Origin of the sequence: Thalassospira sp. NFXS8 (assembly GCF_040148805.1) — a bacterium.
Classification (GTDB): Bacteria; Pseudomonadota; Alphaproteobacteria; order Rhodospirillales; family Thalassospiraceae; genus Thalassospira.
This window is the reverse complement of sequence record NZ_JAGEMF010000004.1, coordinates 212618-232106: the sequence shown is the minus strand read 5'-3', so window position 1 is coordinate 232106 and position 19489 is coordinate 212618. Positions and strand designations below refer to the sequence as shown.

The following is a 19489-nucleotide window of genomic DNA, read 5'->3' as shown; positions in this document are numbered from 1 at the left end:
ATCAGCTCTCCCTTACGGTCAATAGCTATTAATAAGCCCTGACCCTAGCCAATTTCCTGTCTTGACGCTAAACATAGAATAATTGATGCAGCAAAGACAGCAGGCTCAACGGGGGAAAAGTTTGTGACCTTTCAGCGAAATTTGATAACGGGCCTTCTGGGCGCAAGTATTGCTACTATGGCAGGCAGCGGCAGTGCCCATGCCCAAAGTGACGGCGGGTTTCTGAAAGTATCAGCCGCGGAAAGCCCGGTTCATTATCATCCGCCCTTTAACGCCCAGGCGGTATATCTACGTCAAGTCCGCACCAGCAGCACTGTATCGGTTGCGCGCTGGCTGGATCAAAGCGACGAAGGGCATACGTCCAACCAGATTTATATCGAATCGGTTTTTTCCGAAACCAGCCCCGGCTTTGCCTTTCGCACAGATACCCCACCGGCAAAATTGCTGGGAATGTTTGAAACACTTCAAAACCAAAGCCGTCAAAACGGTGAAAGTTTTAGCTATCAAACCCCCAGTGGCCCCATCATGGTTTTGCCCTTTGCGCGCGACAATGCCCAATGCATCAGTTTTTCAGGCCGTTGGGAACCAACCCGCGCCGATCAGCGCGGCAGCCAGCTTCTGGGATATTTCTGCGAACCGATAGCCGTGCAAACCGCCCCCAAACATCAAGCCCCGGCACAGCAAATGGACCCGGCCGCGGCGCGTGATTTTGCCGCCAGCTTCTTTTTACGATTTGAAATTAATTTGCCCGGTGATATCGGCGCGCCGGTTACAGATGGCCAGGTGCCTGTTGGCGTTCCCGCCGTCCCGGCCAACCCGAATGCAACTGCCCCAACGGCAGCCATCACTGACGACATATCATCACCCGAAACCGCACCGCAAACCACCATCATCACGGGTGAGCCAACCAACACAACCATTTCCCCTGACGAGGGAATTGGCATTATGACACGCTGGAACAATATCGAAGGCCGCGGGGCACTGAAATTTGACAAACCGGCAGGTGAAGGCACAATGATCATTGATGATGCCAATCGCCATTGCGAAGGTTACTGGCAGCACAAGGATGGTCGTTACAACTCCGCAACACTTCCCTTTGGCAACTGGGCTATTTTTTGTACTGACGGCACATCAGCGCGGGGAACCTACACCAGCAGCAGCCCGTCGCAGGTCAAAGGGGACGGGCAAGACAATACCGGGCAGCCAGTCCTTTTTCGTCAGGCAGGACGATAAACTTTATGACGCATGATATTGAAACAATTGTTGTCGGGGCAGGTGTGGTTGGCCTTGCCTGCGCACGTGCCCTGGCGCTGTCCGGGCGCGAGGTCATGATCATTGAACGTCATGATGCCATCGGAACAGAAACCAGTTCGCGCAACAGTGAAGTGATTCATGCCGGGTTATATTACCCGAAAGGCAGTCTGAAAGCCCGGCTATGCCTTGCCGGAAAAAAAGCCCTGTATGAATATTGTGCCCTTCGCGGGGTTAATCACCGTCGCACCGGAAAACTGATTGTCGCCACAGACGACAGCCAGATTGACGCATTGCGCCAGATCGAACAACACGCCGTGAGCAATGGTGTCACCGATCTGATATGGCGCAATAGCGACGACATCAAAATGCGCGAACCTGCCCTTAGGGGTGTTGCGGCCCTTGAAAGCCCGTCAACGGGCATCATCGATTCCCATGAATTAATGTTGTCATTGTTAGGGGATGCTGAAATTGCCGGGGCGACACTGGCTTTAAACACCAATGTTCGATCCGGCAACCACCGCGATGGCATATATATTCTTGATACCGTTGATACCAGCGGTGAAGAATTGCAAATTTCATGCAAGGAGCTGGTTATTGCCGGGGGCCTGCATACGCAAACACTGGCCCATGCGCTTTCGGGCTTAGAACCCGCGACAATTCCACCACAACATTATGCAAGGGGCATTTATTTTACCCTAAGCGGCAAAAGCCCGTTTTCCACCCTGATCTACCCGGCGCCGGAACAGGCCGGACTGGGTATTCATCTGACGCTGGATCTGGGTGGGCAAGCCCGTTTCGGGCCGGATGTGACATGGGTCGACCACCCCGACTATAGTGTGGATGAAAACCGGCGTACTGTTTTTGCCAACGCCATTCGCCGATATTACCCGGACCTTGATGAAACAGCCCTGCAGCCCGGCTATGCCGGTATTCGTCCGAAAATTCAGGCACAGGGCGAAGCCGCCCGCGACTTCATGATTGCCGGGCCGGACACCCACGGCCTTAACGGGTTGATCGCCCTTTACGGAATCGAATCGCCGGGCTTAACGGCATCAATGGCAATTGGCGACTATGTTTGTGCGCAATTAACCTCATCTTTGGCAAAAAAAGTAGCATCCTGATTATGGTTCATGCCCGCCCATTCCGGTTTCGCCATCTGACCAATTTTCCGGTTCGCCCGGGACTTGGGATACGTGCATCGGCTTTTGCATTCCTTGCCATTGTTATGACTGCGGGAATAGCCACAATTAGCCTGCCGCAAACCGCAATGGGGCAAAACCTGGAACCGTTTATTCCGCCCGCCAACAGCCTGTCTAACGGGCCGAAACTGGACCAGGACAGCGAAGACGACGGCAAACCCAAGCGCGATTTCGCCGACGAAATGCGAAAAATGGTTATCTCGCTTAGCCGTTGGGCAAAAAACCAGCGCAGTGATTTTTCCGTCATTGCCATGAACGGGCTGGATCTGACGACATTTATTGAGCCGGGTCTGTTTGTGACCAAATCCGATGCCAAACCGGCGCGGAATTTCATCCGTGCGCTTGATGGAATGCTGATAGAGGCCCCCAATTATGGCCGCGACGGATATAACAAGGAAACAGGCGAAGGCGAGGTAAAATACGACCAGCAATATCTGGAACGCCTGTCAGATACCGGTATGCGGTTTTTCATGCTTGATTACACCGACAAGCTGGAAAACATCCGCAAATCGCGCGCAAAAACCAGTAAAATGGACCCACTTTATTACGCAGCCCCACCACCGGACATGCAATTGGCGGCGTTAGCGAAGGTTCCTTCAACGCCGTTTAATGAAAACCCGTTTGTGATCGATACACTCCAGAAAGCCCGCAATTATGCGATGGTGGTTGATAGTGCGCCATACGGCAACAAGGATGCCTATGTAGATGCCCTTGCCAACACCAATTACGACATTCTGGTCCTGGATGCCTTTCATCGCGGCACAACCCCGCTTTCCTTCGATGACATGCGCAAACTGCGTTACAAAAAAATCGGAACACCGCGTTTGTTGCTCGCTTACATTGATGTCGGCACCGCACAAACCTATCGTTATTACTGGCGCAATGACTGGCGTGCCGGATCGCCCGGCTTTATCAGCAGCGCAAGCAATACGGGCCGCTGGGGACAGGAAAATCATGTCTATTACTGGGAACCACAATGGCAGAACATCATTTTTGGCAATGCCAACAGTTATGTTGCCGGACTGATGCAAATGGGGTTTGACGGCATTGTCATGGATGGCATCGATGACTATCGCTGGTGGGTTGACCAATAGGCGTAAATAGGGCGCTATAACGTCATTAAAAAAATGGCGTTTTATCGCCCAGCCTACAGGAGAGGGCCGTGCCCAAGATTATTACCCACTATTTTTTCGTCCAGTCGCCCTGGGCGTTCCTTGGCATTGAACGCGCTATGGAAATTGCCGCCCGCCACAATGCCGAAATTGACCACCGGCCTGTCAAATCCGGCGAAATATTCAAACATGGTGGCGGCGTTCCCCTTAAACAGCGCCCCCTGCCCCGCCAGGAATATCGCATGGTGGAATTAAAGCGCTGGCGCGCCTATCTCGACATTCCGCTTAATGAAAATCCTGATTTTTTCCCGGTAAACGAATCGCTTGCAGCAGGTACCATCATCGCTGCCAAACTTGATGGGCAGGACGTTTCAGGGCTGATCACCACCATTATGCGCGATATCTGGGTCAACCAGCGTGATGCGTCGTCACCCGATGTATTGGCCGAAGCCCTGACCACGAATGGTTTGTCGTCGCAATATCTGGAACTGGCACAGGACGATGCCGTGCTTGATACCTATGACGCTTATACCGAGGATGCCAAAACTGCCAATATTTTTGGCGTGCCAACCTATTTTATCGGCACGGAAATGTTCTGGGGACAAGACAGGCTGGATTTTGTCGACCGCGCGCTGGCATTACAAGACTGACAGCCGGTTACATTACCATAACCAACGACACCCTGTTTCAGCAGGCAGCATCTAAAGAAAAGGGCGGAGGTGGTTTCCGCCCTTTTCCTGTGAACTATCTGCGACAGAACTGCGATCAGGTGCCACGCATTTACAGCACACAATCACAGCCAAATATCAATCGTGGCGTTTGACGTGATCGACAACAAACCCGTCACAGGACGGATAATTCTTTTCGATCAGGGCAAGTGCCTTTGTTTTGGTCTGTGCTGCAACTTCGTGGGTCTGAACATCGGCCCAACGATCGTCATACAAGGCGTGAGAACGGTTTTCTTTTACGCATTCACGCACGATTTGATTGTGTAACCCAACTTGATAAACGCGCTTCCGGTGGTCTGTAAAAGCTGACATCCCCCGAAACTCCTTTTGCTGTCAGCGTCCGACCAGACGCTTTGATATGTCCTGATGATATTTCTCATAAAAATGAAATATCAACCACAAGTCTGCGACCAGTAGTTTAACGAGCCGTAAATCATTCAGCCTGATTCGTAATTTAATTGAAACATGTAAAACCACAGCGCGCCGGTTTTGCATGGTCGCCTTGCAATAATTGCACGAAATAAAATTACAAAACCGCTCTGTGCCAGACATTAAATTCCGCGCAACCGTGGGCTTTTCTTCGAAACGGTCTTTTTTAATTCAGGCGCGATTTTCCATTTGCTCAAAGGCCGATCACAACAAACATTCAAAGGGAGGAAACAATTTTCTTTGCCCCAATCATAACAAAACAGCCCGGGAGGCTGCACCAGGATGACTATTTTTTCCGATTCTGCCTTTGACAACCACGAACAGGTTGTTTTCGCCAGCGACCCTGAAACCGGCCTTAAAGCCATCATCGCGGTTCATAATACCAATCTGGGTCCCTCGCTTGGCGGGTGCCGCATGTGGCCCTATGCCAGCGAACAGGAAGCCATTCACGATGTGTTGCGCCTGTCGCGTGGCATGACCTATAAATCCGCCCTGGTCAATTTGCCGCTGGGTGGAGGCAAATCGGTTATCATTGGCAACCCGCGCAGCGATAAAAGCCCTGGCCTGTTTCAAGCCGTTGGCCGCGCGGTTGAACGCCTGAACGGCCGTTACATTGTGGCCGAGGATGTCGGCACGACGCCGGCTGATATGCAGGAAATTGCCCGTCAGACCGGCCATGTAGGCGGCATCAATGATGGCAAGGATGCCGAACGCACTGGCGATCCCTCGCCCTTTACTGCCTATGGTGTATTTATCGGTTTGAAAGAAGCCGTCAAATTCAGGCAGGGCAGCGACGATTTAACCGGTATGCGCGTTGCCGTACAGGGATTGGGCAATGTCGGCTTTCATTTATGTGCAATGCTTCACAATGCCGGTGCAGAATTAATTGTTGCCGATATCAACCCCGCAGCGGTCGAACGCGCAACCACCGAACTGGGCGCAACGGCTGTGTCGATCGATGAAATCCTGTCAGTTAATGCCGATATTCTTGCGCCGTGTGCGCTGGGCGGGGTCATCAACGATATCTCGATCGGCAAACTGAAAGCGGGGATCATTGCCGGTGCGGCCAACAACCAGCTTGAAGCCGACCGTCACGGCGAAATGTTGCGCGATATGGGGGTACTTTACGCCCCTGATTACGTGATCAATGCAGGCGGCGTGGTCGAAGTCCACTATTGCCGTCAGGGACGCCCGGTGGCCGAAACCAAACGCCATATCGAAAGCATTGGTGAAACCGTGCGTGAAATTTTTACCCGCGCAGCACGTGAAAACAAATCAACCGGTTTTGTCGCCGACCGATTGGCCGAAGAACGGTTTGGCAAGGCCGCTTAACATATTGCAGATCGTGCCTGCACCTGAAAACAACAAAGGCGAGGCCCCGATGGCTTCGCCTTTTTAATTTCTGATATCTGCCAGCATCGAAGGAGTATTCAGTACTCCTCTTATCTTTGTTTGCTTTGCCAAAGCTGCCTATTCTGCCGCAATCGCCTGATCAGCGGCGACATTGGCAACAATACGGTCATTCCCATTGTCACCCGAACAGCAATGCTGGCTCAGCTCTGCCCGCATGTGGCAGGCACATTTGCCACATTGCGGCTGGCAGCCATGAAAACGGAAAACCTCCGCCGGGCGCGTGGCATTGCCCTGCGTTGCTGCACGTTTTACATCGCCCTGATTAAGGGCATTACAAACACAAACAAACATAAATGCAAATGCAATCAGTTATTAGTTACACACGATTTCAATAGTGCAAATGCGAATAGGTTTCAAACGTTTTCGTACGAATTTCATGTTTCATGACAAAAAAAATCCGCAGCCCAAACCAGGCTGCGGATCACTTTCTGGAATTATCGTTTATTTATAAGGTCATCCAATAACCGACACATGGCTGACCACTTTGGTCACGCCTTTAATGCGACGCACGATACTGAGCACCTTGTCATATTCTGTTTTATTGGCAGATTCGCCCATGATGTAGACAATATTGCCGACCGACTGCCACCGGTAATTAACCGAGCGCACGCCCTTTTCGGCCAACAACAAGGCTTTGATCTGGCTTTCGATCCAGGCATCCGAAACCGATTGTTTTGCCGAATCGGCAGGTACGGCATTCTCTTCACCATACTTCGATTCAGCATCACGATATTCAGCCACCGTCTGTGCATCGGCAATCTGAAGATGATCATAAATCTTCTTGATGCGCTTATCCTGGCGAATGATTGACATCACGTCATAATATTTGCCCTTGGAATCAACCATGCCGGTCACCATGACCTGCTGTTTCCAGATATCGACGTTTACATCAATCAGATAACTGTGATCCGTTTCAGCGAATTCACCCAAAATTCCGGTTTTAATTTTGGTATCAAGCCATTGATCATCACCCGCCCGGTTCTCAACCGGCATTTGCAATGGTCCGCAAGCGGCCAGTGGGGCACTAAAGACAATTCCCAGCGCAACGACCTGCAATGTCCGTTTCAAACCGCGAGACATATGTATCATTCGGCTACTCCTAAATCGATTTCGTTATTTCGACCCAAAGGCCTGCGGCACAAAAAGGCACACACTCCCCGGAAACAACAGCACATTTACCTCAAATCCTTACAGGCGGATTGTGACAAAATCGGCACCATAATTATGGCAAAGATAAAAAATCGTTCAAAACACCCACCAAATTAACGCATCACGTGCCCACAAGGCTCGACCTGCATGAAATTTTCTCGCCGCACATGCGCCCATCAAAATTGGCATTGACTCATTTCATTAATTTATTCATGTTTTACGATAATTAATGACCTTAAAACAACAGGAGCGTGGAAATGAGCCCGACTGTCACCAGAATACGCATTGTCAGCCTGATCCTAAGCTGGTTGTGCCTGATCGCGATTATCTGTGAGCTCTGCTTTGTCCCGCTGATCTGGCTCACCCCTGATTTCGCCCGCGATGCCGTTTCCTATTCCGACAGCCTCATTCCCATCCCGCTTAATGATCTTCAATCCCTTGCCGGTGTGCAGCTTGCCGTGGTGTTCATCACGCTGATGGTGCCTTCTCTGGTGCTTGTGTTTGGCCTGTGGCACTTGCGCAAAATGTTTTTATGCTTTGCCCGCAACGCCATTTTTGAACATGGCACAATCCGTCATCTCAAAATCTTCAGCATCGCCCTGTTGTCGCAAACGCTGCTTTCGCCGCTTGCGGGTACGTTAACGTCCTTGTTTGTCACCATCACCCGCCCCGAAGGTGAACGCGCCATATCGATAGGATTAAGCAATATCGAAGCCACCAGCCTTTTCCTCGGCGGGCTGTTCCTGATTATTTCCTGGGTACTGGGTGAAGCCGTCAGTCTGCATGACGAAAACCGGAGCTTCGTCTGATGCCGATTACCGTTCGCCTTGATGTGATGCTGGCCAAACGCAAAATGAAGTCCAAGGACCTTGCAACCCGGATTGGCATTAGCGAGCAAAATCTGTCGCTGTTAAAATCGGGCAAGGTCCGGGGCGTAAGGTTTGAAACCCTTGCCGCCATTTGCAAGGCGCTGGAATGCCAGCCTGGTGACCTTCTGGAATATACAGCCAGCGACGATAGCGAAAACTGATCACAAGACACAAAAAACGGCCAGTCCTGGTGGAGGCTGGCCGTTTTCTCGTTAGGCGTTTATGCTGACGGCGGTTACGCCTCTTCCATCGACATCAGCGAGGCATTGCCGCCCGCTGCCGTGGTATTGATGGTCACGGTTTTTTCGGTCGCAAAGCGGTGCATGAACAATTCACCGGGCAACGCACCGTCATCCTCGATCCCGCTATCGGAAATCAGCGACAGGATGGCACCATCACGGCGGGCCAGGACCTGTTTAAACACGGTTACCCGCTGCAAGGGGGCGACACAGGAAACACCGGCAACAGCACCGCCATTCATGGTCGCCAGCCCGGCTTCATCATTCACCGCCTTGACCATCGCCTTGGGCAAATCAAGGCTCACAACCAGCTTTTCCACCCGGGCCAGCCATTTATCGTTGCCCGCCAACAGCACGCTATTACCCGCCGCCAGGGCCGCGGCAACATGGCGCAAAACCCGGCCGGGTTCCGCCCCGCGGTCCGCCTGTACCAGATAAACACCGCGTCCCAGAAGCTCCAGGTCATTGGTTTCACCCGTCGGCCCCGGCAAACGCACCGGCGCCAAAAAGCCATTTTGCGAAATCGCCGCAAAATCAGCAAAATGCTGCGCACCCTGCGCCAGTTCCTCGCTACCCTCGCTGGCAAGTTTAGCGGCAAGATTTTCAAGCTGCTTCATGCGCATCTCACCGGGCATATTCTGCCACTCGATCTGCCCTTTGCTTAGCGTGGTGATTTCAGCTGCCGGGACCGGCGTATTTACAAAAATCGTTTCGCGATCATCCGCCAACGAGGCATCGCCAACAGCCACCTTGCCCTGATCGACAACCGGTTTGGCAAAACGGGCAACATAGTGCGGCCCGCCCGCCTTGGGCCCGGTACCGGATTTACCCTGCCCGCCAAAGGGCTGCACACCGACAACCGCGCCAATCATATTACGATTGATATAGCAGTTACCCACCCGCAATTTGCGGGCAATATGCCGTGCAGTCCCGTCAATGCGCGAATGCACACCCAGCGTCAGGCCATAACCGGCATCGTTGATCTGGTCCAACACCTTGTCCAACTCGCGCGCCTTAAATCGTACGACATGCACAATCGGCCCGAACACTTCGCGTTCCAGCACATCCAGGCTGGAAATTTCCACACAATGCGGGGCAAAGAAAGTACCCTTGTCGGTTTCTGGCAACACCTCGCAGGCATACAGCAATTTTGCCTCGCGTTTCATGCGATCGGCATGTTTTTGCAACATTGCCTGTGCATTGTCGTCAATCACCGGCCCGACATCAATATCAAGATAGGCCGGGTCGCCGACGCGCAATTCCTTCATCGCACCAACCAGCATGTGGCATAATTTGTCGGCAATATCTTCCTGCACAAACAACACCCGCAAGGCCGAACAACGCTGCCCGGCAGACTGGAAACCCGACATCACCACATCCTGAACCACCTGTTCGGGAAGGGCGGTTGAATCGACAATCATGGCGTTCTGACCACCGGTTTCCGCAATCAGCGGAATCGGTGCGCCGGGGCGTTTGGCAAGGTTACGATTGATCACCTGGGCGGTTTCGGTTGACCCGGTAAAGGCGACACCGGCCACCCGACGATCATTAATCAGAATATCGCCAAGTTTACGGCCCGACCCCGGCAGCAACTGAAACGCACTGCCCGGCACACCGGCAGCCAAAATAAGTTCGGCGGCCTTTGCCGCAATCAGCGATGTTTGTTCGGCGGGTTTGGCAATAACGGCGTTCCCGGCGGCAAGGGCCGCAGTAACCTGACCTAGGAAAATAGCCAGCGGGAAGTTCCACGGGCTGATGCAAACAAACACCCCGCGCCCTTCCATCATGCTGCCTTCGCGATACAATTCTTCGCACCGATTGGCGTAATACCGGCAAAAATCCACCGCCTCGCGTACTTCGGCAACCCCGTCGGAATACAATTTTCCGGCTTCGCGCTGGCACAGCAAAATAAACGCATCCAGGTTGTCTTCCAGCAAATCGCCAAGGCGACGCAGGCAGGCCGCCCGTTCACCAGCTGGTGTGGCATTCCAGGCGGGATACCCGGCACTGGCCGCAACAAGGGCGGCTTCAACCTGTTCCGCCCCGGCCATAATCACAGTACCAACCTTTTCACTGCGATCCACCGGGCTCATCACGTCGTGGCTTTCGCCATCCTGCCAATCACCATCAATCAGCGGGGCAGCGCGCCAGTCGTTTTTCGCCAAATCTTTCATATGGTGGGCAAGCGGCACCAGTTTGGTCGGATCGGTCAAATCCATCCCGCGCGAATTGATGCGCCCCGCCCCATACAAATCAACCGGGGCCGGAATTTTCGGATGTGCCTTGCGCGGCAAGGCGGCCATTTTTTCAACCGGATCGGTAATCATTTCCTCGATCGGCAGTTGATCGTCCTGAATACGGTTTACAAAGCTGGTATTGGCGCCGTTTTCAAGCAGGCGGCGCACCAGATAAGCCAGCAAATCTTCGTGGGTGCCAACCGGGGCATAAACACGACATGGCAGGTTCTCGCCGGTTTTACCCACAATCTGTTCGTACAGGGCTTCGCCCATGCCATGCAGGCGTTGAAATTCAAAGGTACGGTCATTGCCTGCCATTGCCAGAATGGCCGCAACGGTGTGGGCATTGTGGCTGGCAAACTGACAATAGAATGCATCGCGACGCGACAGCATCAACCGCGCACAGGCAATATAGGAAACATCGGTCGCCGCCTTGCGGGTGAAAACCGGGTATCCTTCAAAACCGTTTTCCTGACTGTTTTTAACTTCGGTATCCCAGTATGCCCCCTTGACCAGACGCACCATCATCTTGCGGCCTACCCGAACTGACAAATCTGCCAGCCATTCCAGCACATGATAAGCCCGTTTCTGATAGGCCTGCACTGCCAGACCAAACCCTTCCCAGCCATCCAGGTCGGGGTCGGCAAACACCGCCTCAATCACATCAAGTGACAGGTCCAGACGGTTGGCTTCCTCGGCATCGACGGTAAAGCCGATATCGTGTTTTTTCGCCATCATCACCAGCGCCTTCAGGCGCGGGACAAGTTCATCCATCACCCGGTCGCGATTGGCAAAATCATAGCGCGGGTGAATGGCCGACAGTTTTACCGAAATACCGGGGCTATCAATGGGGCCGCGCCCTTTGGCAACCTTGCCAATTTCAGCAATGGCATCTTCATAGGATTTAAAATAACGATCCGCATCTTCCATGGTGCGGGCGGCTTCGCCCAGCATGTCATAGGAATAACGATAGCCTTTTTCTTCGTTGGCGCGGGCGCGTTCGGCGGCCTCGGCAATGGTGCGCCCCATCACAAACTGCCGCCCCATCACACGCATCGCCTGATTAAAGGCCCGCCTGATAACCGGTTCACCCGAACGGGCGATCATGCGTTTGATCAAGGCACCGGGATTAGCGCGTTCTTCGCGGCCAAAACGAATCACCCGCCCGGTCAGCATCAGGCCCCAGGTCGATGCATTGACAAAAAAGCTGCCGCTATGGCCCAAATGGCTGTTCCAGTCGGCATCAAATAATTTGTCCTGGATAAGCTTGTCGGCGGTAACCGCGTCTGGCACGCGAAGCAAGGCTTCGGCCAGGCACATCAGAATAACGCCTTCCTTGCTGGTCAGTTCGTATTCATGCAGCAATGCGTCAATGCCGGTTTTGCCCGTATCGGCGGCGCGCACATTGGCAACCAGCTGATAGGCCTTTTCCTGCACCCTTGCCTTGTCATCCGACGATAATGTCGCCTGCGCGATCAGATTATTAACAACGGTTTCTTCATCACACCGGTATGTGGCGCGGATCTGGTCGCGCAATTTGTCAGTTGCTGGCAAGGGGGAACGAAACATCACGCAAAAAACTCCCTGTTTACTGTGGTGCGGCCCGCAATCAGGCGCATCAATCAAACGGGGCGGTTATCATCCGCATTTTCCCGACAAGGTTGAAACGCACGGGCCTCTATAATGGCTCCAGAATAATGTTGGTTTAGAAAAATGTGCTGCCAATTTTGCGTAAATTGCGATATATCATCCACGTTAACTTCTAAATTGCAGTTTTAAACACTGGCTGGACGCAATAAATGCAGAAGAATGTCAAGAACCTGGATAAGATCGACAAGCAAATCCTGCGCGAACTGCAACATGATGGCAGAATGTCTAATGTCGAACTGTCACGGCGCGTCAATCTAAGCCCTACCCCCTGCCTTGAACGTGTCCGCCGGCTTGAACAACAGGGCTTTATCATCGGCTATATGGCGCGACTGGACCCGCGAAAGCTCGACCAGTCACTGGTGGTTTTTGTCGAAATCACGCTGGACCGCACCACCCCCGATGTGTTCGATAAATTTTCCTCTGCAGTGCGCAAACTCTCTGAAGTCGAAGAATGTCATATGGTGGCCGGTGGTTTCGATTATTTAATGAAATCGCGGGTATCTGACATGTATGCCTATCGCGAATTTCTTGAACGCCTTTCATCCATCGAAGGGGTCAGCCAGACCCACACATATGTGGTGATGGAAGAAGTAAAGGTCCGTCCGGGAATTACAATTCTATAACCGGCATTCCCGACGATGCCAGCCAGACTGACACCGGTCAAATTATTTGCTTGTGATTTTAAGCTAGCATATTTGCCCGCAAATCCGTAACGATCAGGGAAAACAAACGGATCAACAGGGACGGTAACCAATGTCAGAATTGGATTTTTACTTCGATTTTTCATCTCCCTATGGCTATCTCGCCAGCGAACGCATCGACGATTTTGCAACACGTTGTGGCGTTACAGTGCACTGGCGACCGTTTCTGATCGGCGCGGCATTCAAACAAACCGGGCAAAGCCCCCTTATCAGCCAGCCGATTCGCGGCGATTATTTCCGTCATGACATGGAACGCTGCGCACGGCTGCAAGGGACCCCCTTTAAACTACCGGCCAAATTCCCCTACGCCGCAGTGGCTCCAAGCCGGGCCTTCTATTGGATCGACAGTTTTGATACCAAATTGGCACAAAAATTTGCCCACGACATTTACCGTGGCTATTTCGCCGACGGCCTGGATATGAGCAACCCCGAAACCGTGATTGCCACCGCCACCCGCCACGAAATTGACGCAGGCGCACTTCGCAACGCCATCTCCGATCAAAAATGGAAACAGCACCTGCGCGAGGTAATCGATCAAGCCATCGCCCGTGGCGCCTTTGGCTCGCCGTTCTTTTTTTACAGGGACGAACCTTTTTTCGGCAATGACCGCATGGATCAGCTTGAACAGTGGATCAAAAGCCAGGCCTGACAACACCAAACGGGCAGCACACAACGCTGCCCGTTCTTTTGCCCGCGCAATGAACCGCATAAACCCCATAGCAAAATAGCGACCATAACAACGGTAAAGCCCCGTGGTTATATGACCACAGAATTACCTTCCACACCCGCCTGCACCACATAAGAACAGCCGGACCAAGCTCTTGATGCGAGGTCACCCCGCCAAAATTTGTGATCAAAAACAGTTCACTACAGAATAACACCCGCCAACGGTGAATAAAAACGTCCCTCCGCCAAGACATATACGTATATTCGGTACTGAAATACCAATTTATGCTTGCCGTTTACGTAAACTTCCGCCATAACAGGCACAGGGCCAATCGGCCAGAACAACATTTATGTGGGCCGCGCCGCCTGCCGCTTGGCTGGCCCGGAACGGTTTGGTTTCGACCCAGCAGGACGGGACATGCAGATAAAATCCGCCATCAATATCCGCGCCGAAGACTTTCGCAGCAATGCCGACCAGATGGAAAAACTGGTTGCCGATTTGCGCGATCAGATCAGCAAAATCAAACTGGGTGGCGGCGAACGTGCACGTGACCGCCATACTGGCCGGGGCAAATTGTTACCCCGCGAACGCATTCGCCAATTGCTAGATGTGGGTTCACCTTTTCTAGAGCTATCACAACTGGCCGCGTGGGGCATGTATGATGACGAAGACGTGCCAGCGGCCGGCATCATCACCGGTATTGGCCGTATTTCGGGCGTTGAATGCGTCATTGTCGCCAACGATGCCACGGTCAAGGGTGGGTCCTATTACCCGATGACGGTTAAAAAGCATTTGCGCGCCCAGGAAATTGCCCTGGAAAACCACCTGCCCTGTGTTTATCTGGTTGATAGCGGCGGGGCCAACCTGCCCCGACAGGACGATGTTTTTCCCGACCGCGATCATTTTGGCCGCATCTTTTTTAACCAGGCCAATTTATCGGCCAAGGGCATTCCGCAAATTGCCGTGGTTATGGGGTCTTGCACCGCTGGCGGGGCCTATGTGCCCGCCATGTCGGATGAAAGCATTATTGTCCGCAATCAGGGCACGATCTTTTTAGGCGGGCCGCCTTTGGTGAAGGCCGCAACCGGCGAAGTTGTCTCCGCCGAGGATTTGGGCGGGGCGGATGTGCATTGCAAAACATCTGGCGTGACCGACCATTACGCCCAGGACGATGCCCATGCCCTGTCGATTGCGCGTACCATTGTTAAAAACCTGAACTGGACCAAAAACCCCGGCATCACGCTGCACGAACCCGCAGCACCAGCCTATGACCCGCGCGAGATTTACGGCGTCATCCCGGCAGATGCCAAAAAACCCTATGACGTGCGCGAAATCATCGCCCGCATTGTCGATGGTTCCGACTTTGACGAATTTAAAGCCCTTTATGGCACCACACTGGTCACCGGCTTTGCGCGAATTTTTGGCTATCCGGTGGGCATTATTGCCAATAACGGCATTTTGTTTTCTGAAAGTGCACTTAAAGGCGCGCATTTTATTGAACTATGTGCCCAACGCGGCATTCCGCTGGTGTTTTTGCAAAACATTACCGGCTTTATGATTGGCCAAAAATACGAAAGCGGCGGCATAGCCAAGGATGGCGCCAAGCTGGTGACAGCGGTTGCCACGGCCAAAGTCCCCAAATTCACCGTCTTGATTGGCGGGTCATTTGGGGCGGGCAATTATGGCATGTGTGGCCGCGCCTATAGCCCGCGCTTTTTATGGATGTGGCCGAATGCCCGCATTTCGGTGATGGGCGGGGAACAGGCAGCCAATGTGCTAACCCAGATTAAAGCCGACGCGCTTGAAAAACGCGGCGAAACCTGGCCGCAAACCGAACAGGATGCCTTTAAGGCCCCCATTCGCGATCAATACGAAGAACAGGGCCATCCTTATTATGCCTCTGCCCGGTTGTGGGATGATGGCGTGATAGATCCGGCCGATACCCGCATGGTGCTGGGCCTTGGCCTGTCGGCGGCATTAAACAAACCGGCAGAAGATACCCGGTTTGGCGTTTTCCGCATGTGATGCAGGGGAATTAACATGTCAAAAGTTAACGACGATAACAATGCCCTGGTTTGCACCATCGATCAAAACGGTATTGCCCGGGTCACGCTGAACCGCCCCGATATTCACAATGCCTTTGACGATGCCCTGATCCGCGATTTAACCGCCACGCTGACCACCCTGAATGCCGATACCGCCGTGCGTGTGGTGCAGCTTACCGGGGCGGGAAAAAGTTTTTCCGCCGGGGCCGACCTTAACTGGATGAAACGCATGGCAGACTATAGCCATGCCGAAAACCTGGCAGATTCACGCCATTTGGCAACGTTGATGAAAACCCTTAATTTCATGGGTAAGCCCACCATTGCCATGGTTAACGGGGCCGCATTTGGCGGCGGTGTTGGCCTCGCGGCCTGCTGCGACATTGTGATTGCATCGGACCGGGCAAAATTTTGCCTGTCAGAAACCCGCCTAGGGCTGATCCCCGCCGTCATTTCGCCCTACGTGATCGAGGCCATCGGCACCGCACAGGCACGACGATATTTTATCAGCGCCGAACGGTTTGACGCCGCAACCGCACAAAAGATTGGCCTGGTCCATGAAATCACCGATGCCGATGGTCTAATCGCCAAAGGTGACGAAATGGCACAGTTGTTACTGCAAAACAGCCCTGGCGCCATGGCCGCAGCCAAGGACCTGATTTACGCCATCGCCGACCATCCGATTGATGACGCCATCATAGAAGAAACCGCCGTCCGCATCGCCGATCAACGCGCCAGTATTGAAGGCCGCGAAGGGGTTAGCGCCTTTCTTGAAAAACGATCCGCCTTCTGGATTAAGGAATAAACACATGCTGCGTAAACTCCTGATCGCCAATCGCGGTGAAATTGCCTGCCGTGTCATTGCCACCGCCAAACGCATGGGCCTTACCACCATTGCCGTTTATTCCGACGCCGATGCCAATGCCCTGCATGTGCAACAGGCCGACGAGGCCTGGCACATTGGCGGCCCCGCCCCTGCGGATAGCTATTTGCGCAGCGACCGCTTGCTTGACGTTGTGGTAAAATCCGGCGCCGATGCCGTGCATCCCGGATATGGATTTTTATCCGAAAATGCTGAATTTGCCGATGCCGTTGCCGCCTCCGGTGCGGTTTTTGTTGGCCCACCTGCCAATGCCATCCGGGCGATGGGATCAAAATCCGAAGCAAAAAAGATCATGGCAAAGGCGGGTGTACCGCTGGTGCCGGGCTATCATGGTGCCGATCAGGATGTTGCACTGCTGGCCACCGAAGCCGACAAAATCGGTTATCCGGTGCTGATCAAGGCCTCTGCCGGGGGTGGCGGCAAAGGGATGCGCGCTGTTGAAAGCGCCGCCGATTTTGCCGATGCGTTGATCAGTTGCAAACGCGAAGCCCGGTCCAGCTTTGGCGACGATCATTGCCTGATTGAAAAGCTCATCTTGCATCCCCGCCATGTGGAAATTCAGGTTTTCGCCGATGCCCATGGCAATGCCGTTTACCTTTTTGAACGCGATTGTTCGTTGCAACGTCGCCACCAAAAAGTGATCGAAGAAGCCCCTGCCCCGAATATGCCCGAAGACCTTCGTACCCGCATGGGCAAGGCCGCCGTCGATGCCGCACGTGTCATTGGCTATCAGGGGGCGGGCACGGTGGAATTTCTGCTTGATGCATCCGGCGACTTTTATTTCATGGAAATGAACACCCGCCTGCAAGTCGAACATCCGGTGACCGAAATGATCACGGGTGAAGATTTGGTGGAATGGCAATTGCGCGTGGCAGATGGCCAAACCCTGCCTAAAACGCAGGACCAGTTAAAAATCAACGGCCATGCCTTTGAAGTCCGTCTGTATGCCGAAGACCCGCATAATGATTTCCTGCCCGCTACCGGCACACTGGTTCATATGCACATGCCTGCTGCCAACCCGCATGTCCGCATTGATACCGGGGTTTATCAGGGCGGTGTAGTATCAATCCATTACGACCCCATGATCGCCAAACTGATTGTCTGGGATCAGGACCGGACATCGGCCTTGCGGCGTTTGTCGCGCGCACTGGATGATGTACAAATTGTGGGCGTCACCACCAATACCGGCTTTCTGGCAAATATCGCCCGCCACCCTGCCTTTGAACGTGCCGAGGTTGAAACCGGGTTTATCCCGACATATCTGACCGACCTGATCCCGACCGCAACCCAACCCGATAATGAAGCATTGTGCTTTGCCGCGCTTGAAATTTTGCACCAGCGTGATTGCGAATCACGCCTCTATGCCAACACCAGCACCGACCCGTGGTCGCCGTGGCACAGCACCAATGGCTGGCGCATGAATGATGACAACCATCACAATATTATTCTGCGTCACAATGAGGATGATCTGACCGTCAAGGTTCACTATCGCGACTTTGGCTATATTTGCGACCTGCCAGACGGCGGCACCGTGCGCATTGAACAAGCCCGGCATGAAGATGGTAAAGTCAGCGCAACACTGGATGGCATTCGCAAACGGGCAGATATACGCCGGGTTGCCAACAGCCTGACAATTTTTCGCCCCGGCAAGATGGACCGGCTGGAAATATTTGATCCCGCCGAAAATGCCGGTGCCAATGCAAGCAGTGGCGGCAACCTTAATGCCCCGATGCCCGGCAAGATCATTGCGGTGATGGCAAAAACCGGCGATGCTGTGACAGCTGGTGACAAACTGGTGATTATGGAGGCAATGAAAATGGAACATACCATTTCGGCCCCCGTTTCAGGAACCGTCCGTGAGGTGTATTTTGCCGTCGGCGACCAGGTGGGCGACGGTGATGAATTGATCGCAATCGAGGAGGCCTGACCATGCCACGACGCACGCTGGGACATTTGCCCAAGCAGGTAAAGATTGTCGAAGTCGGCCCGCGTGACGGTCTGCAGAACGAAAAGGCGATGGTTTCCACCGCCACCAAAATCGAGTTGATCCATCAATTGGGCGACGCCGGACTTTCCGTTATCGAGGCCACCGCCTTTGTCAGCCCCAAATGGGTGCCACAAATGGGCGATGCTCATGATGTGATGACCCGGATTAACCGCAAAGACGGCGTGACCTATCCGGTTTTGGTCCCCAATCTAAAAGGACTGGAAGCCGCCCTTGCAGCAGGCGTGACCGAAATTGCCATTTTCGGATCAGCATCGGAAAGTTTCTCACAAAAAAACATCAATTGTTCGATCAAAGACAGCCTGAAACGGTTTCGTCCGGTGATCGACAAGGCTCGCAAAAACAATATTGCCGTACGGGGATATGTTTCGTGCGTGCTGGGGTGCCCCTATGAAGGCGATGTTGCCCCGGAAAAAGTCGCCGAAGTGGCACAGGAACTTTACACTATGGGCTGCTACGAAGTCAGCCTCGGTGACACTATTGGCACGGGCACCCCCGCAAAGGTGCAAGATATGATTGCCGCCGTATCACAAAATATCCCGATTGAAAAACTGGCCGCCCATTTCCACGATACCTATGGTCAGGCGCTGGCTAATTTGCTGGCAGCCCTGCAAATGGGCATAGCCACCATCGACAGTTCGGTGGCCGGGCTGGGCGGATGCCCCTATGCGCAAGGGGCCAGCGGCAATGTTGCCACTGAAGATGTTGTTTATATGCTTAACGGACTTGGCATTGAAAACGGTGTTGATCTGGAAAAACTGGTCGCCACCGGCCACTGGATTTGCAGCCGCGCGGGCCGCCCCTCGGCATCAAAGGCACAACTGGCGATATCTGCCCACTGGATGTAACGTTCATGACGTTCGTCAATGGGTTCTTATGTGCAAACATCACATAAAACAGCGCCGCAGCATA

The 19489-nt window shown here is 53.3% G+C and carries 17 protein-coding genes; 13 read left to right on the top strand and 4 right to left on the bottom strand.

The features are described 5' to 3' along the window. Window positions 1-123: 123 nt before the first annotated feature. The 4 genes from J4E05_RS19970 (at window position 124) to J4E05_RS19955 (ending at window position 4215) form a co-directional block, all read left to right on the top strand. Window positions 124-1233, top strand: a complete 1110-nt coding sequence (locus tag J4E05_RS19970) for a hypothetical protein (protein WP_349599325.1) — start codon at window positions 124-126, stop codon at window positions 1231-1233. 5 nt (window positions 1234-1238) lie between these two features. Then, window positions 1239-2375, top strand: coding sequence for an NAD(P)/FAD-dependent oxidoreductase (locus tag J4E05_RS19965; protein ID WP_349599322.1), 1137 nt, complete (start codon window positions 1239-1241; stop codon window positions 2373-2375). A gap of 2 nt (window positions 2376-2377) precedes the next feature. Continuing rightward, window positions 2378-3547, top strand: coding sequence for a putative glycoside hydrolase (locus tag J4E05_RS19960; RefSeq protein WP_349599319.1), 1170 nt, complete (start codon window positions 2378-2380; stop codon window positions 3545-3547). A gap of 68 nt (window positions 3548-3615) precedes the next feature. Next, window positions 3616-4215 (top strand): 2-hydroxychromene-2-carboxylate isomerase, encoded by a 600-nt coding sequence (locus tag J4E05_RS19955; RefSeq protein ID WP_085588836.1) that lies wholly within the window; start codon window positions 3616-3618, stop codon window positions 4213-4215. Between the two features lie 156 nt (window positions 4216-4371). Here J4E05_RS19955 and J4E05_RS19950 read toward each other — a convergent pair whose 3' ends face one another. Continuing rightward, window positions 4372-4605: a hypothetical protein gene (locus J4E05_RS19950; RefSeq protein WP_085588838.1), complete on the bottom strand. Its 234-nt coding sequence runs from the start codon at window positions 4603-4605 to the stop codon at window positions 4372-4374. A 399-nt stretch (window positions 4606-5004) separates the two neighbouring features. Between J4E05_RS19950 and J4E05_RS19945 the strand changes: the two genes are divergently transcribed. Further along, window positions 5005-6054, top strand: coding sequence for a Glu/Leu/Phe/Val dehydrogenase dimerization domain-containing protein (locus tag J4E05_RS19945; RefSeq protein ID WP_349599315.1), 1050 nt, complete (start codon window positions 5005-5007; stop codon window positions 6052-6054). A gap of 138 nt (window positions 6055-6192) precedes the next feature. Here the strand turns inward: J4E05_RS19945 and J4E05_RS19940 are convergent, their stop codons facing one another. Together J4E05_RS19940 and J4E05_RS19935 are read right to left on the bottom strand one after the other, a co-directional pair. Beyond that, entirely contained in the window at window positions 6193-6426 is a 234-nt protein-coding gene (locus J4E05_RS19940; protein WP_085588841.1) for a (2Fe-2S)-binding protein, read from the bottom strand. 162 nt (window positions 6427-6588) lie between these two features. Continuing rightward, window positions 6589-7224 carry a BON domain-containing protein gene (locus J4E05_RS19935; protein ID WP_349599311.1) on the bottom strand — a complete coding sequence of 212 codons (636 nt, stop codon included), beginning with the start codon at window positions 7222-7224 and terminating at the stop codon, window positions 6589-6591. 317 nt (window positions 7225-7541) lie between these two features. Here J4E05_RS19935 and J4E05_RS19930 point away from each other — a divergent pair, with 317 nt between their 5' ends. Beyond that, window positions 7542-8093, top strand: a complete 552-nt coding sequence (locus J4E05_RS19930; RefSeq protein ID WP_085588845.1) for a DUF2975 domain-containing protein — start codon at window positions 7542-7544, stop codon at window positions 8091-8093. Continuing rightward, window positions 8093-8314, top strand: a complete 222-nt coding sequence (locus tag J4E05_RS19925; protein ID WP_349599308.1) for a helix-turn-helix domain-containing protein — start codon at window positions 8093-8095, stop codon at window positions 8312-8314. Before J4E05_RS19930 ends, J4E05_RS19925 begins: the two co-directional genes overlap by 1 nt. Window positions 8315-8388: 74 nt before the next feature. Here J4E05_RS19925 and putA read toward each other — a convergent pair whose 3' ends face one another. Next, complete coding sequence (gene putA, locus J4E05_RS19920; RefSeq protein WP_349599591.1) at window positions 8389-12198, bottom strand: bifunctional proline dehydrogenase/L-glutamate gamma-semialdehyde dehydrogenase PutA; 3810 nt, start codon at window positions 12196-12198, stop codon at window positions 8389-8391. Window positions 12199-12428: 230 nt separating this feature from the next. On the opposite strand from putA, the gene J4E05_RS19915 reads away from it, so the two are divergent. The 6 genes from J4E05_RS19915 (at window position 12429) to J4E05_RS19890 (ending at window position 19425) form a co-directional block, all read left to right on the top strand. Continuing rightward, window positions 12429-12902, top strand: coding sequence for an Lrp/AsnC ligand binding domain-containing protein (locus J4E05_RS19915; protein ID WP_085588851.1), 474 nt, complete (start codon window positions 12429-12431; stop codon window positions 12900-12902). A 130-nt stretch (window positions 12903-13032) separates the two neighbouring features. Beyond that, a complete protein-coding gene (locus J4E05_RS19910; RefSeq protein WP_349599305.1) occupies window positions 13033-13629 on the top strand; it encodes a 2-hydroxychromene-2-carboxylate isomerase in 597 nt (198 codons plus the stop codon). 435 nt (window positions 13630-14064) lie between these two features. Then, window positions 14065-15672: a carboxyl transferase domain-containing protein gene (locus tag J4E05_RS19905; protein ID WP_349599302.1), complete on the top strand. Its 1608-nt coding sequence runs from the start codon at window positions 14065-14067 to the stop codon at window positions 15670-15672. Between the two features lie 15 nt (window positions 15673-15687). Next, window positions 15688-16494 (top strand): enoyl-CoA hydratase/isomerase family protein, encoded by an 807-nt coding sequence (locus tag J4E05_RS19900; RefSeq protein WP_349599299.1) that lies wholly within the window; start codon window positions 15688-15690, stop codon window positions 16492-16494. Window positions 16495-16498: 4 nt separating this feature from the next. Beyond that, complete coding sequence (locus tag J4E05_RS19895; protein ID WP_349599296.1) at window positions 16499-18499, top strand: acetyl/propionyl/methylcrotonyl-CoA carboxylase subunit alpha; 2001 nt, start codon at window positions 16499-16501, stop codon at window positions 18497-18499. A 2-nt stretch (window positions 18500-18501) separates the two neighbouring features. Further along, complete coding sequence (locus J4E05_RS19890) at window positions 18502-19425, top strand: hydroxymethylglutaryl-CoA lyase (protein ID WP_349599293.1); 924 nt, start codon at window positions 18502-18504, stop codon at window positions 19423-19425. Window positions 19426-19489: the final 64 nt, after the last annotated feature.

What these genes read in the sequence shown, in the direction of transcription:
- J4E05_RS19925 (WP_349599308.1), top strand. Translation starts at nt 8,093, where the DNA reads ATGCCGATTACCGTTCGCCTTGATGTGATGCTGGCCAAACGCAAAATG.
- J4E05_RS19895 (WP_349599296.1), top strand. Translation starts at nt 16,499, where the DNA reads ATGCTGCGTAAACTCCTGATCGCCAATCGCGGTGAAATTGCCTGCCGT.
- J4E05_RS19930 (WP_085588845.1), top strand. Translation starts at nt 7,542, where the DNA reads ATGAGCCCGACTGTCACCAGAATACGCATTGTCAGCCTGATCCTAAGC.
- J4E05_RS19965 (WP_349599322.1), top strand. Translation starts at nt 1,239, where the DNA reads ATGACGCATGATATTGAAACAATTGTTGTCGGGGCAGGTGTGGTTGGC.
- J4E05_RS19945 (WP_349599315.1), top strand. Translation starts at nt 5,005, where the DNA reads ATGACTATTTTTTCCGATTCTGCCTTTGACAACCACGAACAGGTTGTT.
- J4E05_RS19950 (WP_085588838.1), bottom strand. Translation starts at nt 4,605, where the DNA reads ATGTCAGCTTTTACAGACCACCGGAAGCGCGTTTATCAAGTTGGGTTA.
- J4E05_RS19890 (WP_349599293.1), top strand. Translation starts at nt 18,502, where the DNA reads ATGCCACGACGCACGCTGGGACATTTGCCCAAGCAGGTAAAGATTGTC.
- J4E05_RS19905 (WP_349599302.1), top strand. Translation starts at nt 14,065, where the DNA reads ATGCAGATAAAATCCGCCATCAATATCCGCGCCGAAGACTTTCGCAGC.
- J4E05_RS19900 (WP_349599299.1), top strand. Translation starts at nt 15,688, where the DNA reads ATGTCAAAAGTTAACGACGATAACAATGCCCTGGTTTGCACCATCGAT.
- J4E05_RS19910 (WP_349599305.1), top strand. Translation starts at nt 13,033, where the DNA reads ATGTCAGAATTGGATTTTTACTTCGATTTTTCATCTCCCTATGGCTAT.
- J4E05_RS19940 (WP_085588841.1), bottom strand. Translation starts at nt 6,426, where the DNA reads ATGTTTGTTTGTGTTTGTAATGCCCTTAATCAGGGCGATGTAAAACGT.
- J4E05_RS19935 (WP_349599311.1), bottom strand. Translation starts at nt 7,224, where the DNA reads ATGATACATATGTCTCGCGGTTTGAAACGGACATTGCAGGTCGTTGCG.
- putA (WP_349599591.1), bottom strand. Translation starts at nt 12,198, where the DNA reads ATGTTTCGTTCCCCCTTGCCAGCAACTGACAAATTGCGCGACCAGATC.
- J4E05_RS19915 (WP_085588851.1), top strand. Translation starts at nt 12,429, where the DNA reads ATGCAGAAGAATGTCAAGAACCTGGATAAGATCGACAAGCAAATCCTG.
- J4E05_RS19960 (WP_349599319.1), top strand. Translation starts at nt 2,378, where the DNA reads ATGGTTCATGCCCGCCCATTCCGGTTTCGCCATCTGACCAATTTTCCG.